This window comes from Psychrobacter sp. LV10R520-6, assembly GCF_900182925.1.
Taxonomy (GTDB): Bacteria; Pseudomonadota; Gammaproteobacteria; order Pseudomonadales; family Moraxellaceae; genus Psychrobacter.
In genome coordinates this window covers 1508484-1524209 of record NZ_LT900024.1, presented here as the reverse complement: position 1 = coordinate 1524209, position 15726 = coordinate 1508484, and the positions used below count along the sequence as shown (strand labels likewise).

At 43.7% G+C, this 15726-nt stretch carries 11 protein-coding genes; 3 read left to right on the top strand and 8 right to left on the bottom strand.

Annotation, left to right across the window (positions count from 1 at the left end; genetic code table 11):
• Nucleotides 1-87 precede the first annotated feature (87 nt).
• Together U1P77_RS06325 and U1P77_RS06320 are read right to left on the bottom strand one after the other, a co-directional pair.
• The gene (locus tag U1P77_RS06325; protein WP_321156500.1) at nt 88-1044 is read right to left on the bottom strand and encodes a c-type cytochrome; all 957 of its coding nucleotides are present in this window, start codon (nt 1042-1044) and stop codon (nt 88-90) included.
• A complete protein-coding gene (locus U1P77_RS06320; protein WP_321156499.1) occupies nt 1037-2419 on the bottom strand; it encodes a cytochrome c in 1383 nt (460 codons plus the stop codon). The genes U1P77_RS06325 and U1P77_RS06320 overlap by 8 nt, the downstream gene beginning before the upstream one ends.
• A gap of 271 nt (nt 2420-2690) precedes the next feature.
• Here U1P77_RS06320 and U1P77_RS06315 point away from each other — a divergent pair, with 271 nt between their 5' ends.
• Entirely contained in the window at nt 2691-4925 is a 2235-nt protein-coding gene (locus U1P77_RS06315; RefSeq protein ID WP_321156498.1) for a PhnD/SsuA/transferrin family substrate-binding protein, read from the top strand.
• Nucleotides 4926-5096: 171 nt separating this feature from the next.
• Complete coding sequence (locus U1P77_RS06310; RefSeq protein WP_321156497.1) at nt 5097-5765, top strand: response regulator transcription factor; 669 nt, start codon at nt 5097-5099, stop codon at nt 5763-5765.
• Between the two features lie 61 nt (nt 5766-5826).
• On the opposite strand, the gene U1P77_RS06305 is transcribed toward U1P77_RS06310, so the two are convergent.
• The 6 genes from U1P77_RS06305 to U1P77_RS06280 form a co-directional block, all read right to left on the bottom strand.
• Nucleotides 5827-6621 carry an ABC transporter ATP-binding protein gene (locus U1P77_RS06305; RefSeq protein ID WP_321156496.1) on the bottom strand — a complete coding sequence of 265 codons (795 nt, stop codon included), beginning with the start codon at nt 6619-6621 and terminating at the stop codon, nt 5827-5829.
• Nucleotides 6622-6735: 114 nt separating this feature from the next.
• On the bottom strand, nt 6736-7635 hold the full coding sequence (locus U1P77_RS06300; RefSeq protein WP_201555403.1) for an ABC transporter permease: 900 nt from the start codon (nt 7633-7635) through the stop codon (nt 6736-6738).
• Nucleotides 7636-8058: 423 nt separating this feature from the next.
• Nucleotides 8059-9084, bottom strand: coding sequence for an ABC transporter substrate-binding protein (locus tag U1P77_RS06295; RefSeq protein WP_321156495.1), 1026 nt, complete (start codon nt 9082-9084; stop codon nt 8059-8061).
• Between the two features lie 102 nt (nt 9085-9186).
• On the bottom strand, nt 9187-10245 hold the full coding sequence (locus U1P77_RS06290; protein ID WP_321156494.1) for an ABC transporter substrate-binding protein: 1059 nt from the start codon (nt 10243-10245) through the stop codon (nt 9187-9189).
• A gap of 340 nt (nt 10246-10585) precedes the next feature.
• Nucleotides 10586-12706 (bottom strand): methionine--tRNA ligase, encoded by a 2121-nt coding sequence (metG, locus tag U1P77_RS06285; protein ID WP_321156493.1) that lies wholly within the window; start codon nt 12704-12706, stop codon nt 10586-10588.
• A gap of 404 nt (nt 12707-13110) precedes the next feature.
• On the bottom strand, nt 13111-14598 hold the full coding sequence (locus U1P77_RS06280; RefSeq protein ID WP_321156492.1) for a GntP family permease: 1488 nt from the start codon (nt 14596-14598) through the stop codon (nt 13111-13113).
• A 403-nt stretch (nt 14599-15001) separates the two neighbouring features.
• On the opposite strand from U1P77_RS06280, the gene U1P77_RS06275 reads away from it, so the two are divergent.
• A complete protein-coding gene (locus tag U1P77_RS06275; protein ID WP_321156491.1) occupies nt 15002-15715 on the top strand; it encodes a CoA transferase subunit A in 714 nt (237 codons plus the stop codon).
• Nucleotides 15716-15726 lie beyond the last annotated feature (11 nt).

Genomic DNA, 15726 nt, shown 5'->3' with positions numbered 1-15726 from the left:
CGAATTAAACACACTTGAAGTTTTTTAGTATCCGATTTTACTAGATTGCTTTATAAAACTATAAGGTCATGAAACTATAAGCAATGCTTAATAACGGGCATCTTTTGGTTTTTTACCTGATGGCCAGTCGTTGACCTTTTTAGCAAAGTCAGGGCGTGGTTTATGAGTAAAGAACTCTGCTACATCGATAGCATCTTGATCGCTTAAGACGTTGCCATGACCCCATAACCCTTGGGTTTGGATACCCATTGGCATGTTGTATTTAACAAAAGCTGCGGCTTTATAAGTACGTGCCATACCCGCGCCAATGTTAAAGGATTCATCACCCCATAGTGGTGGGAAGACGATATCGCCACGGCTGTCTTTAATACCTTCGCCATTGTCACCGTGACAGGTAGCACACTGAGCTTGGTATATCTTCTCACCGTGTACAGGGTCACCGACCAATGACTCGTCGACTTTACCGGCATTAATAATATCAACTTTTTGAGCTTTGGGCGTTTTTTGCGATAACCATTCCATATAGGCCATCATCGCTAGCATCTCAGGAGACTCACGATCGAGCACCTTACCATTCATAGAGCGCTGGAAGCAGCCATTGATACGCGCTTCCAAATCAACTTCTTTACCAGAGCGCGGCATGACGCGCGGGTAGTGGTTATAGCTGTTGATGTACGGATCGCCAAGGGGGATTTTACCCTGAGCAATATGACAGCTATTACAGTTCATTTCAGCGCCAACGTTATCAGGTAATAAACGCTTGGTTTCGTTTAATAAGCGCTTACCATAAAATATTTCATCAGCATTCGGTTCATCTAGTATCGAAGTATCTTGCGGTAACACATAAGTGCTAATATCTTCGTTGGCATCATCGGTAGTGACCAAACCATATTCAGGCGCGTTCTGCTCGATAGGTTCAGGTTGTGAGCAGCCACTGATACCGACAGCAAACACAGCGGCAGTTAATACCGCTAAAGTAAGGTGACGAGGAGTAGCGCTGGCAACGATTGGCATAATAGGCCCGTTAAGTGGTGACTTATTCATGGTTCGCTCCTTGTGTAGCCGCATTGATGCTTAGATCTGGGGCTATGTCAGTAGCCGTTTTTGGTTTTTTAGCGAGGAATGCGCGCATTTTTACCACATCATTAACACCGATTTCAGGGGCTTGGTTGGTCCAGCTATTGCGTACATAGTTGACCACTTCTGCAATGTCAGCATCGGCTAGATTGGTAAATTCAGGCATGGTAAACGCCATGCGGTCGTAAGGGGTCTCAGGCATGCGGCCACCACCTAGGGTGATTTGGAGGACGGAGTCAGCGTTCTTAGCATATACAGCGCTGTTGGCATCAAGTGCTGGGAAGATGCGCGGGACACCTTTGCCATCAGCACGGTGACAGACTTGGCAGTATTCTGCATATAAGATCGCGCCGCGTGAGTCATAGTTGCCATCTAATAGTTTTTGAGTAGTAAGGTCTTTTTTCTCAGGCAGTACGACTTCTTTATTAGGGGCAGGGGTGAGTGTTTTTAAATACGCTGACATGGCATTTAAGTCATTGTCAGTCATATATTGGGTGCTGTGCTCAACCACATCCGCCATCGCGCCAAAGGCAGCAGTCGTATCTGTACGGCCAGTTTTGAAGAACTCACTGAGCTCAGCAGTGTTCCAAGTACCCAGACCACGATGCTCACCGCGTAGGCTTTTGGCACGCCAGCCATCAATGACCGCACCGCTTAAATATTCCTCAGAGTCCGCATTGGTTAAGGCGACTTCTTGGAAGCCAATACCGCGCTCAGTATGACAAGAGCCGCAGTGACCTGGGCCTTCGATTAAGTACTGACCACGCACCAAGACGGCGTCGTCAGTTTCAGGGGTAAAGCTGCGTTTTGGCGCAAATATGGCTTGCCAATAAGACAGTGGCCAGCGCCAATTCATTACCGGTGGTAGCTCACTTTTTTGGTTGGGCTGATTAACGGCTTTGACATCAGACATAAAGTAGGCATACATCGCTGCCATATCGTCATCAGGCATGATTTGGTAGGACGGATATGGCATGGCAGGGTATAATGCGCTATTGTCAATACGTACGCCATGCTTGACCGCATTTTTGAAATCGTCAAAGCTATAGTTGCCAATACCGGTTGTTTTATCGGGGGTAATATTGGTGGAATAAATCGCACCAAGTGGGGTTAGCATAGGCAGGCCACCGGCATAAGCTTCACCATCAAGGGTAGTGTGACAAGCGACACAGTCAGCCGTACGTGCAACATAGGCGCCCTGCTTAATTAAGGCGGGGTCAGTAATGTTGACTTCAAGGTCACTGCTAGTGGTACGCATGTTAGGCAGTAGCTGCCCAATAACAAACGCTAAAGCTAGTCCAATGACTGCGACAACCAGAATAATTAATGGCCACTTTTTCACAAGCACGCCCTCCATAATGAAATATTTGCCTAGCTTATATTCAGAAGCTGCTTAATCCAGATGCTGTTTACTTTAAATGCAGTTTAATCTAGGGACAGTTTGATAAAGCTGGGTACGGTGATTAGCTATTGTTATTAGTATCTTTAATTTATCAATGCTTTGAGCAAATAACACTGAGTCATTCAAAAGATACAATTCTGTTATATAGTATAGGACAGGTAGCAATATAGTGGTATTGTGGAAAACCACATTTATTTTAAGGCTTTCATAAATGAGGCAGCTTAAGCAGCAGATGTGGATAATTAGATACGTTCCAGTAAGAGTAGTGTTTGCGCTTATATCTGTACTTATGGTTGCATTTACAGTTGTATTGTTGCCACTTACTAAGGCAAATGCACAGACTTACTATTTAGGCGTACTAGCACCTCAAGGAGAAACGGCCGCCCAGCAGCGTTGGCAGCCGTGGTTGAGTCAACTTAATAATAAGCTAAAATCTGACACGGTCGTATTGGTTCCATTGGCGTTGGAAAACTGGCAACAACAAATTGAAGCGCAGCAGTTTGCCTTAGTCTTAGGTCCACAAGTACAGTTCATTAAAATGGAGACTATGGGTTGGCGCTGGCTTGCGACCTTGCAAGCAAATCCACAAACTTCCAAAGCAAATGAATTTAAAATATCCGATGTTAAACAAGCTGATTTTAAAACTGATGAGCAATATAAGTTATATAAACAATTGGAAAATGAGCTTGCGCTAAGCAAACAAGCTAAAGCTGACAAGTCGGTAAATCAGCCTAGTGCGATGGAGCAGATTGGCAGTGCGTTATGGGTCAAAGCAGATAGCGATATTCAGCAATTGCGAGATTTACAGCAGCGCAAAATAGTGGCGGTTGATCCTGATGCCTTTGGGGGTTATTTATTGATAGCCCATCTATTACAGCAGAATGGGGTGCTGCCAAGCGACTATGAGACTCAGTTTGTGGGCTATCCTATTGAGCTTACCTTGAGTGCTCTCGCTAGCGGCGCAGTAGATTCGGCGATAGCGCCGTTATGCTTGATGGAGGAGATGGCAGGTCAAGGTAAAATTGAGCAATCACAATATCGACTTATCAATCCAGTTATGACTGATTCAAACTGCCAGTCTTCAACCAAGATTTATCCTAATTGGACACTAGCAGCGACGAGCCAAGCACCGGCAGCATTGACTGAGCAGATTAATCAACACTTATTTACTGGAGGGCAGAGAAGCACTGATAGAGATACTAATCCTATTGAGAATATCGCAGAGCTTCGCTGGCTAGCGCCTGAGTCAAGTGTTGATGCCGAACGGATTTTGTATGAAATGAATCGTCATCCTGCCCAAAAGCAGTTAGGCGCGTATGTGTTCGATTGGATAAAGTCGCATCGAGTATGGGTAGGATTGATATTTTTTATTATTATCATATCAAGCATTAATTATGGTTGGATGAGTTGGCTGGCATGGCGTCGTCGGCAACAGATAGTCATACAGAATCAGCTGATTCGGGACTATGATTATAAGCTACAGCAGTCTGAGCGTTTTGCAGTCATTGGTGAGATGAGTGGCGCGATTGCCCATGAGATTAATCAACCACTCGCGACCATTCAGAACTACGCTCAAGGCTTATTAATTCGTAGTCAAAATACGCGTTTTGATAAAGACAGCTCAGAGAAAGAGGCTTTAAACACAGCTACTGTAAATAAAGAAAATTTAGAAAAAGAGGCGTTAAAAAAAGAAGCGGTAGAGAAGGAAAAGGTGGAGAGTGCCTTACAGCAAATTGTGAGTGAGACCGAGCGTGCCGCTGGCGTGATAAAAAATATTCGGCATTGGGCAGGACGATCCCAGCCGGATGAGGTCAGCGTTGATATCGCTGCTACTTATCAGCAATGCATTATGTTACTGGGTGAGAAAGCAGAGGGGATTACTTTTTGGTTTGCTAGTGACTATCAGCAATTACAGCTGCCAAGCTTACTACTGGATCAATTGCTGATTAATAGTATGCTCAATGCCCAGCAGCAAGGTGCCACCCATATCATGCTGCGCTGTCAGATGACGGAATATGAAGGCATGCGCTGGCTAGCGCTATATGTTACTGATGATGCAGGCGGTTTTGATGATGCGCGTCTTATGAATAATGAGTCACAGGACAAATCCCATAGTTATTCAAATAGTCAGTACGGTACTCGCTCAACCAAAGCAGATGGCTTAGGATTGGGGCTAATGATCTGTCAGCGTCTATGTAAATCGCTTGATGGTACGATGCAACTTAGCAATGTCAATGTACGGCACGAGCTGATCAACGTAAAGTCGATAAATGGCCGTTACCAGCACCGTTCAAAGCGCTCGCTATATAGTAAAGCTCATTTAACCCAGACGGATGGAGTCCATCCACTAACTCATGAAACGGGCGCGCAAGTCACGTTATATTTACCTATACACTTATTGGACGATAATGGTGCGGATACTGATATGAGTGCTGATAAAATATAAAAGGAAGCACACAAAAAATAACCGCCAGTTTTTGGAAGACTTTAATCTAATAAAATAATACAAATAAATAATATAGTAAGCATGAATAAAATATTAACGTTATGAGACTGCGCGTCGTAACTGATAACTACTAATAAAGTAGCCAATAGTACATAAGATGAAAGGTAGCGTATGACTTCTTTTGAGATACCAAATGAGCAATCAAGCTCTCTAGCGGAAGCCAATAGTTTGTATGATGGTGTTACTGCTGAGCAGCTGATGATTCATATTATCGATGATGAAGAAAGTGTGCGACATTCGTGTGAGTTTTTGATTAGCAGCTTGGGGCTACCAACCCAAACATGGCCAAGTGCCGTAATGTTTTTACAAGAAGTGGATATTTATGTGCCAGCGGTGGTGGTGAGTGATTTGATGCTACTCGATATGAGCGGGCAGGCATTGCTAGCTCATTTAAATAAACATAACAGTCCGCTTGCGCTGATTGCCTTAACGGGTAATGGCGAGATTACCGATGCGGTAAATATGCTCAAAAAAGGTGCGGCAGATTATTTAGAAAAGCCGATTAGCAGCCACCGCTTGCAAGAGGCGATTGCGGGCGCTCAAGCATTAACTATCAAGCGAGCCAAGCTCTACTATATCCGTAAACTCTACGCGCAGCTAACGGATAAAGAAAAGCAAGTCGCCAATGAGTTATTACAAGGCAATATTAATAAAATCATTGCTGATCATTTGGATGTGTCGGTGCGTACGATAGAGGTACATCGCTCGCAGGTAATGAAAAAGATGGAATCACAGCATGTGAGCGAGCTGATTCAAAAGTTAGTGTTGCTTGATGTTTAAGTTTTTTTGATTCATATGCAGCCTAAAGATAGTAAGTGATAAACCTTATACTTAGCGTTAATCAGCTTAAAATCAAGCTATCATCTTCAACTTTTTCGCCGCGGGTTTGCTCGAACATATCGAGTAAATCGTGGACGGTCATACCTTGACGTTTTTCACCAGCGACATCGAGTACCACTTCACCTTGGTGTAGCATCACGGTTCTAGTACCATGCGCCAATGCTTGCTGCATTGAGTGGGTGACCATCATAGTCGTCAGATTATTGTCAGTGACAATCTGATCGGTCAATTTTGAAACAAACGCCGCGGTCTTAGGGTCCAGAGCAGCCGTATGCTCATCGAGCAACAATATTTTGGACGGTTGCAACGATGCCATCAATAGGCTTACTGCTTGGCGCTGACCACCTGACAATAACCCCATACGATCCGTTAAACGATTCTCTAACCCCAGCTTGAGTACGGCAAGCTTCTCTCGAAACAGCTCACGATTACCGGAGTTCAAAGCAAGATTCAAACCACGCTTATCGCCGCGCTTATAGGCTAAAGCCATATTCTCTTCAATAGTTAGCGCTTCGCAAGTGCCGGCCATCGGGTCTTGGAACACGCGCGCTACCCAATGGGCACGCTGATAGGTGGTTTTTTTGGTGACATCAATACCATTGAGGAGGATTGAGCCACTATCCACTAGATTCGTGCCACTGACTGCATTCAAAAACGTTGATTTACCTGCACCATTAGTACCAATGACGGTAACAAATTCACCATCAGCGATATTTAAATTAATACCGCGTAAAGCAGGATTTTCAATGGGCGTTCCCGGATTAAAGGTCAACCGCAAATCTTTGGCTTGCATCATAACTTTTGTTCCTTAGTTACTATTCCTTAATTATTAGTCCTTATGCTTTATTCAAGCTTAGCGAGTACCGTCGCTATCATCATTGTTTTACTGTTTTACTGTTATTCGTTGAGCTTAAACGCGCAATTTACGACTTAAAAACCTATTCTTGGCTTTTGGTAGCACCAATGCAAACACGACCAACAATGCGGTGATTAAGTTTAAATCTTGCGGGCCAAAGCCAATACTACGCAAAATATCACTTGATAGTGCGACCTGAATAAATAACTTATAAAGGATAGCGCCGATAATAACGGCAATGGTAATAAGCCAAATACGCTTGGCGGGAATAATGGTTTCACCAATGATGACCGCTGCCAGACCAATGACAATGGTACCGATACCGATAGAGATATCTGCGCCACCTTGGGTCTGTACAAACAGTGCGCCTGCTAAGGCAATCAGACCGTTAGAGACTGCCATACCGATAATGGTCATCCACGAGGTATTAATACCTTGGGCTTGCGCCATCTTTAGGTTGGAGCCGGTCGCGCGCATAGACAGGCCGGTTTCAGTACTATAAAACCAATCCAAGAATAGCTTGGCCAATATTACTACCACGCCGATAATTAAGCAGCGCATCCAGTAACCATTACCATCGGTAACCAGCGTACTAAATACAGTGTTTTCACCCAGTAGCGGTAAGTTTGGCGCACCCATAATCCGTAAGTTGACAGAATATAGCGCTACCATCACTAAAATACTGGCTAATAGTTGTAAAATACCGAGCTTGACATGTAGCCAGGCGGTGACGATACCCGCCACTGAGCCTGCAAGCATACCAAAGGCACAAGCCAGCCAAGGATTGATGCCAGCGACAATAGAGACACCGGCAACCGCGCCACCTAACGGAAAACTTCCGTCTGCTGTTAAATCAGGAAAATCGAGAGTACGAAATGAGATAAGGACGCCGAGCGCCACTAGGCCATAAATCAGACCGCTTTCAAGCGCACCAAAAAAAGCAATTAAGGACATAAGGTATCAGTAAGTCATAACCAAGCGTTCAGCAACCATGGCGACCAATAGATGTGTGTCAGTTACTAATATTAGTTACTAGTATTATTTACTAATATCAGGTACTAGGGTCAGTGACCAGCATCATTTATAAGCGCCTATAAATCGAACGACTAAGCGGTGAATTTAACAGATTAAAAAATCTGCGGTTAGGGTAAACCCAAGCATGTCACAATGAGCAATTATCATAAGCTACTTTGGTTAGAAACACTTCAAATTTTAAAAACTTTTAAATCGTTTAAAAAATAAGCCCAGCTGTTTGAGCTACAGCTGGGTTTTATGCGTTTAACAAGTAGCATTATTATTTAAAGACAAGCGACCATTGGTTATTAAGTAAGCTTCAATATAGTCGTCTGTCTCATATTGTGAGTAATAAAAAAGGGGCTATTCTACCACTTCTTTTGCTTTATCGATAACTACTTGTGGCAAAGTGATGCCTTCAGCTTCAGCGTTCTTTGGGCTGACATATAAATTAAGAGCCTGCGGTGTATAAACCGGGATATCGCCCGCTTTTTCACCGTTTAAGATACGCACCACGATTTTTCCCGTTTCGCGACCAAGGGCATAATAGTCAACGCCTAATGCGGCAATGGCACCGCGCGCAACAGAGCTGGTATCAGAAGCAATCAGCGGTATTTTACTTTCTCTGGCCACTTGAAACAGCGACTCATAGGCAGATACCACGTTATTATCGGTTGAGGTATAGATCATATCGACCTTACCTTCTAAGCTACGTGCTGCCATGGCGATATCAGTACTACGCTGGGCAGGAGCTTCGTGCACAGTTATCCCAAGCGGTGCTAGTTTTTCTTTTAGATTCTCTAGGATAATAGTTGAGTTCACCTCACCTGGACTATAGACGTAGCCAACATTCTTTAAGTTTGGAATAATTTGGCGCATTAAGGCAATTTGTGGCTCATAAGGAAGCGCATCAGAGCCACCGGTGACATTGGTACCAGAACCATCAAGTGTAGGTACTAATTTGGCTTCAACAGGGTCAGTGACGGCTGAGAATACCAAGGGAATAGTACTGGTTGCAGCAGCCACCGACTGCGCTGATGGCGTACCAATAGCGACGATAACGTCTGAGTTGTCTGCGACAAACTGCTTGGCAATCTGACCAGCGGTAGCCGTATTACCTTGGGCGCTTTGGAAGTTAACGGTTAAGTTTTCGCCTTCTTTAAAACCCGCTTCATTCAGCTCATCGATGACCCCTTTGCGCACTTCATCAAGCGCTGGATGTTCAACGATAGCCGTAATAGCGACCGTTTTCATAGCTATGGCAGCATCGCCACCAGTGGCGGCGTCATTAGCGGTCGTATCTTGTGCTGACTGATTGCAACCAGTCAAGACAGCGGTACAAACACCGCCCCATAATAGAGCTTTGGCAAAACGATTTTGATACAACATGGGTCTTACTCCTAAAAATAATAATGTGTCCATACAATAAATAAAGGATAGATAAAGTGGCGTGTTAATAATTACTATTTACTAGTATTTACCAATTAGTACCTATTTATTGGCATTTTGGCCTTTAGTATCAACGTTAATACCGTTTTTGAGCATATCGGCCGATAAGCTAACACCTTGTGCCTTGGCGTGCTTAGGACTAACGTATAAGGTAAGATCATTCATTACTTCTGGTTTAATCGTGTTGACCGCTTCACCATCTAAGATTCGGTAAACCATCTTGCCAGTAACCCGTCCAAAATCATAATCATTAACACCCAGAGCTGCGGTTGCGCCGCGTTGAACGCTAAACTCATCAGAGGCGACGATAGGCATTTGGATCTCGTTAGCTGCTTGTGTCATCGCTTCAAAAGCAGAAGCCACGTTATTATCAAATGAGGTATAAATGATATCGGCGCGTCCTTGTAAGCTGCGCGTTGCCATACCAATGTCCGTGGGGCGGTTGGCTGGGATATCTAGTAAGGATAGACCTCGTGCCGGTAAGGCCTCTTTAAGATTATCACGTAACGATACTGAATTGGCTTCGCCAGGGCTATAAACATAACCAATAGTCTTAATGCTTGGCTTAATTTTCTGTAATAAATCTAACTGCGGCTCTAGAGGCAGTTGGCTTGACAAACCCGTTAAATTGTCTTGAAACGGCTTACCATCTGCGGTGATTAGCTTGGCACCAAGTGGGTCTGATACTGCGGTATAGACAATCGGTATGGTAGTCGTTGCCGCAACAACAGACTGCGCTGATGGAGTGGAGATAGCCACGATAGCATCGGGATTGTCGCCAGCAAATTGCTTGGCAATCTGACCAGCAGTCGCCATATTACCTTGCGCGCTTTGGAAATTAACTTTTAGGTTTTCACCTTCGACATAACCATTATCTGCCAGCTCATCGATGATGCCTCTGCGCATATCATCGAGCGATGGATGCTCGACAATCTGGGTGATGGCCAGTGTTTTGGCCGGCTTTTCTGCATTAGCGGTACTATTATCAGTGGTCGCCGCAGGTTCAGTTGAGGAGTTTGAGCAGCCCATTAGGCCAAGCGTACTGATGGCACTAATAGCAGCTCCGCACAGGCTTAAGCGTAGAGTTGTGGCAATAGTCATTATTAGGTTGGCTCTTAGGTTAGAAAATGCAGGTTAGTCGAATAGCGATATTAACTCTGCGATAGCGGGCTAACATTGAAACGATCGATTCCTTGATCATGATGGTTATATTATGACAGTAATGTAACCAATGGCAATAAGAAATTAAAGCACCTTTGTCATCGAATTTGATAGGGTGATTGTTCGCTCATTTGTTGCTGGTATTTTTAGGTTTTGCTATGAGTATTCAATGATAATAAAGGCTATAAAAAAGATGCCATAAAGACATCTTTTTTATTATCAACTTTATTTTTACTATGAGCTTTGATAGCTAAATCTTTAGCTGAAAGCGTTAAGGAACTTAGGCGAGAATATCGCCAACGACTGCGGCGTCAGGTAGGGTAATAACCACCAGTGACGTCTTTGGATCGCCTGACGATAATACCATACCTTCTGAGATGCCAAACTTCATCTTACGCGGGGCAAGGTTGGTAACGCAAATCACCTTTTTATCCACCAATTGCTCAGGCTCATAAAACTTACGAATCCCGCTGAACACATTACGCGGTTTATCTTCACCAACATTTAGAGTGAGCTGTAACAGTTTATCAGCGCCTTCAACATAATCACAAGCTATGACATGAGCAACTTTCATCTCAACCTTGGAAAAATCATCAATACCGATATAATCGCTTTGCTCAGCACTGTCTTTAGCACTGTCTTCAGTTGACTTAGCTTGAGCGTTATCGGCAACAGGGGCATTGGTAGCTGCTGGCTTTGCATCTTGGGTAGTGGTGGCAGCTGGGGCTAATGATGCTTTTGAGGCTTCAACCATTGCCGCTACGTCTTTATCTTCAATACGCTGCATGAGTGGTTTGAACTTATTGATTTTATGTCCCAGCAACCATTGATTACGACTGGCAAAGCTTAAGTCTTCAATGTTTAAGAATTCTTTGGCATTATTAGTGAGCTCAGGCAATACGGGTGCTAAATACACCATCAATTGACGGAAGATATTAATCGCCACTGAGCAGACGTCTTGTACTTCTTGCTCTTTACCTTCAATCTTAGCAAGCGTCCAAGGTTTTTTGTCATCGATATACTCATTGGCTTTGTCAGCGCACTGCATGATTAAGCGCATGGCGCGTGAGAACTCGCGGTTCTCATAAGCGGCCGCAATCTCGTCACCAGTTTTGGTAATGTCTTCTAGTAGACGCGGCTCAGCACAAATCTCTGATAGCATACCATCGTATTTCTTAACTAAAAATCCAGCACTGCGACTGGCGATGTTGACCACTTTACCAACTAAGTCAGAATTAACCTTTTGCATAAAGTCTTCTAAATCAAGATTGATATCTTCAACTTTATCGGACAGCTTGCTAGCAAAGTAATAACGTAGATATTCAGGATGTAAATGGTCAGCGTAAGTTTCGGCCTTGATAAAGGTGCCGCGTGACTTACTCATCTTCTCGCCATTGACCATCAGGAAGCCGTGGGCAAAGACACCGGTTGGGGTACGGAATTCACTACCGGCAAGCATAGCTGGCCAAAATAAGGCATGGAAATAAACAATATCTTTGCCAATGAAGTGATAAACCTCAGTTTTATGTTCGTTTTCTTGCAACCAATAATGGTCAAAATCGAGGGCGTCATCGGTACCAGCGCGCTGCTCGCATAGGTTCTTAAAGCTAGCCATATAACCGACAGGAGCGTCGAGCCACACATAAAAGTACTTGTCCGGCTCATTGCTTGGGGTATCTGGAATTTGAAAACCAAAATAAGGCGCATCGCGGGAAATATCCCAGCTAGCAAGACCGGAATCGAACCACTCTTGTAACTTATTAGCAATCGCAGGCTGCAAGCGATTGTCGCTGCGTGTCCAGTCTTGCAAAAATTGCTCAAACTCGGGCAAATCAAAGAAATAATGCTTGGACGTTTTGAGAGTTGGCGTCGCGCCCGATAGTGTGGACTGCGGGTCTTTGAGTTCGGTCGCATTGTAGGTTGTGCCGCACACTTCACAATTATCGCCATATTGGTCAGGGGCTCCGCATTCAGGACAAGTGCCTTTGACAAAACGATCCGCTAAGAACAGCTGTTTTTCGGGGTCAAAAAGCTGTTCGACGTCATGGGTAGAGATATGTCCGGCGCTATTAAGCCTGCGATAAATCAGCTCAGAGAAATGCTGATTTTCTTCTGAATGAGTCGTATGATAATTATCAAATTCAATCAAAAACTTAGCAAAGTCAGCTTCATGTGAAGCTTTAACCGTGGCAATCTGCTCTTCTGGCGTGATGCCATTATCTTCGGCTTTGAGCATGATAGCCGTGCCGTGTGCATCATCGGCGCAGACGTAGGTGACCTGATGGCCTTGCGCTTTCATCGCACGCGCCCAAATGTCAGTTTGAATGTATTCTACAAGATGCCCCAAATGAATGTAGCCATTGGCGTAGGGCAGGGCACTGGTTACTAAAATCTCACGCACAAAATCACCTATATCATAATATAAACGGGTTAATTATCAAACGTCATAAGCCATTCATTGATAGCCATTAGTAGACGCGATGTTATTATAAAGTCTAAAAGCTATGAAAACTAAAAAATGGTGTCTATGATACCGTAATTCAGCCAAATTTGTGCCATTGCTTAGTAAGTATCTCTATAACGTTCGCAGTAATGACCTCATGATGTGCTCATTAAAAAAGCACTCATTTTCTCTTCTATTGGTAAAGTCTCTGAATGCTCTTGCTGATTGTCAGTAACAACAAAACCCAATTGATTGATAGCCAATTGGGTTTTATTGTTAAATATTTAGCTTAGCCTTTTTTAAAGTTTAAATATTCTCTAGAACGAGCTAAGCTAAAACGGACTAAACCAAAAGAAACTAGGCTAGAACGAACCAAATAGTGTGCCCAAGATAATGACTGCCACCACAGCAATTAGTGGAATAACCATAGTTACCATCGCTAGGTTGAGATAAGACTGTTTATGGGTCAAGCCACAAATCGCTAGTAAGGTAATAACGGCACCACTATGCGGTAAGGTATCAAGACCACCCGCTGCCATAACGGCTACCCGATGCATTAATTCTGGATCAATGCCTGCCTCGACCGCCATTCTTAAATAGTCTTCGCCTAAGGTCGTAAGGGCAATACTTAAACCACCTGATGATGAGCCTGTGATACCGGCAAGGGTCGTCATCGCTACCGCTTCCGAAATCAATGGATTATCAGGACTTAGGTTCAAGATACTGTCACGAATAATAAGAAAGCCTGCAAGTGAGGCAATAACTGCCCCATAACCAACTTCTGAGCCAGTATTAAAGATTGGCAACATCGAATCGTAAGTACCGCGGTTAATGGTTTTTTGTAAATTGTTCCAATGACCGAGGCGCAGCACGATCAATACTATACAAGCAATAATGAGTGAAATGATAATTGACCATAGGCCTAAAGAGCCAGCAATATTAAGGTCAGGGTATTGAGTTTGCAAATTGCTAAAATCCATGGACGGAAAAATAGCGTACGTCAGTAAGGCGTTTAAGCCAATGACCAAGACCAGCGGAATCATCGCAATGCCAAACGAAGTGTGGTGAGTATCACGTGCCTCGGCGGCTGTTGCTAAGTTGCTTTGCGCCACATTGCTTTGAGCGTCATTATCTTGTTCATCATTGTTGCTTGCCTTTTCATTTTTAATGGCACCGCTTTCGCCCTCAAATTCATCATCATGCTGGCCATAGCCTTCGCCCACAGCGTTGGCTTTATTCGCTCGCGACTGTAACCATAACCAACCAAAGATAAACATAATCGTACCGCCGATGATACCTAGAATAGGGGCGGCAAACACGTTAGTATTATAGTAAGGAATAGGGATGGCGTTTTGAATGGCTGGCGTGCCCGGTAGAGCCGTCATGGTAAAGGTAAATGAGCCTAGCGCAATGGCAGCCGGTATCAAGCGCTTAGGAATATCAGCGGCTTTGAACAAGTCTTTGGCGATTGGATAGATAGCAAAGGCTACGACGAACAAAGAGACACCGCCGTAAGTCAAAATGGCACAGACCAAAATAACCGCAAGAATTGCTTTGCTCGCGCCGAGTTTTTTGACCACCGTATTGGCAATCGCTGTCGCAGCACCTGAGTCTGCCATCAAGCGACCAAATAGCGCACCTAATAAGAAAATAGGGAAGAATTTGAGCAAGAATCCACTCAATGCGGACATAAAAACATCAGTATAAGCAGGAATACTGCTTAAAAAATCTCCCGATAAAAATACCGCCAAAATCGCCATAATCGGTGCCAAAATCAGCACGGAGTAACCACGATAGGCAAAGAACATCAATAATAATAAAGTAATAACAATAGCCAGTATGCTAAACATGAGCGCCTCTCCTTGGCATAAAAAAAAGTGGCAATTATGTAGTGCTTGTCGTTATAGGTCAATCTGCTATTTAAATTTAAAAACACCACTTATCAGTGTAATATCGATAAATGTTTCGTATCTAATGAACACTTGTACTGTCTCTATTCAGAACCGCCAAAACCAATCACCATTACCATTCCCTTGATGTTATTTTCTAGTCGTTATAAGAATTATATGTTAAATTAACACAAGTATTTTAATTATCATATACTGATACGAAGTGTATTGTTATTTATATTAATATTAATGACTGAGATTTTAGTTAATAGGGATAATCATACGATACAGATAAAAATACAGCGTGAACCAGTAACTTCTTCAAATACATAATAAGAAACATTAGACTGACAAGGAGATTAGTATGAGTCAATCAAAAGTATATAGCAGTGCTAACAGTGCGTTAGAAGGTATTATCAGTAATGGACAGACCCTTGCCATTGGTGGCTTTGGACTGTGCGGGATTCCTGAAGCCTTAATCGAAGCCCTACGCGATAGTGGCTTCAAGGATTTAACTTGCATCAGTAATAACGCCGGTGTCGATGATTTTGGACTTGGTCTACTATTACAGACGCGGCAAATTAAAAAAATGATCTCCTCCTACGTGGGTGAGAATAAAGAGTTTGAGCGTCAGTATTTAGCAGGCGAGCTAGAAGTTGAGCTTACCCCGCAAGGCACATTGGCTGAAAAATTACGTGCTGGCGGCGCTGGTATTCCCGCGTTTTATACCGCCACCGGTGTGGGCACGCTAGTTGCTGAAGGCAAAGAAACCCGCGATTTTGATGGTCGTACTTATGTGCTTGAGCGTTCATTAGTTGCTGATGTGTCATTAATTAAAGCGCAAAAAGCCGACAAATCGGGTAATTTAATATTCAATAAAACTGCCCGTAACTTCAACCCAGACTGCGCTATGGCTGGCAAAATCACGATTGCTGAAGTAGAAGAAATCGTAGAGATTGGCACGCTTGATTCTGATGAAATTCATCTACCGGGGATTTTTGTGCAGCGTATTGTATTAAATAGCAGCCCTGAAAAACGCATTGAGAAAACTACGACTAAAGCGGTTGAAGGTGCTTAGTTTTTTAGTCA

Coding starts and splice junctions, on each gene's coding strand:
- U1P77_RS06325 (WP_321156500.1), bottom strand. CDS start 1,044: ATGAATAAGTCACCACTTAACGGGCCTATTATGCCAATCGTTGCCAGC.
- U1P77_RS06315 (WP_321156498.1), top strand. CDS start 2,691: ATGAGGCAGCTTAAGCAGCAGATGTGGATAATTAGATACGTTCCAGTA.
- U1P77_RS06310 (WP_321156497.1), top strand. CDS start 5,097: ATGACTTCTTTTGAGATACCAAATGAGCAATCAAGCTCTCTAGCGGAA.
- U1P77_RS06305 (WP_321156496.1), bottom strand. CDS start 6,621: ATGATGCAAGCCAAAGATTTGCGGTTGACCTTTAATCCGGGAACGCCC.
- U1P77_RS06300 (WP_201555403.1), bottom strand. CDS start 7,635: ATGTCCTTAATTGCTTTTTTTGGTGCGCTTGAAAGCGGTCTGATTTAT.
- U1P77_RS06295 (WP_321156495.1), bottom strand. CDS start 9,084: ATGTTGTATCAAAATCGTTTTGCCAAAGCTCTATTATGGGGCGGTGTT.
- U1P77_RS06290 (WP_321156494.1), bottom strand. CDS start 10,245: ATGACTATTGCCACAACTCTACGCTTAAGCCTGTGCGGAGCTGCTATT.
- U1P77_RS06280 (WP_321156492.1), bottom strand. CDS start 14,598: ATGTTTAGCATACTGGCTATTGTTATTACTTTATTATTATTGATGTTC.
- U1P77_RS06275 (WP_321156491.1), top strand. CDS start 15,002: ATGAGTCAATCAAAAGTATATAGCAGTGCTAACAGTGCGTTAGAAGGT.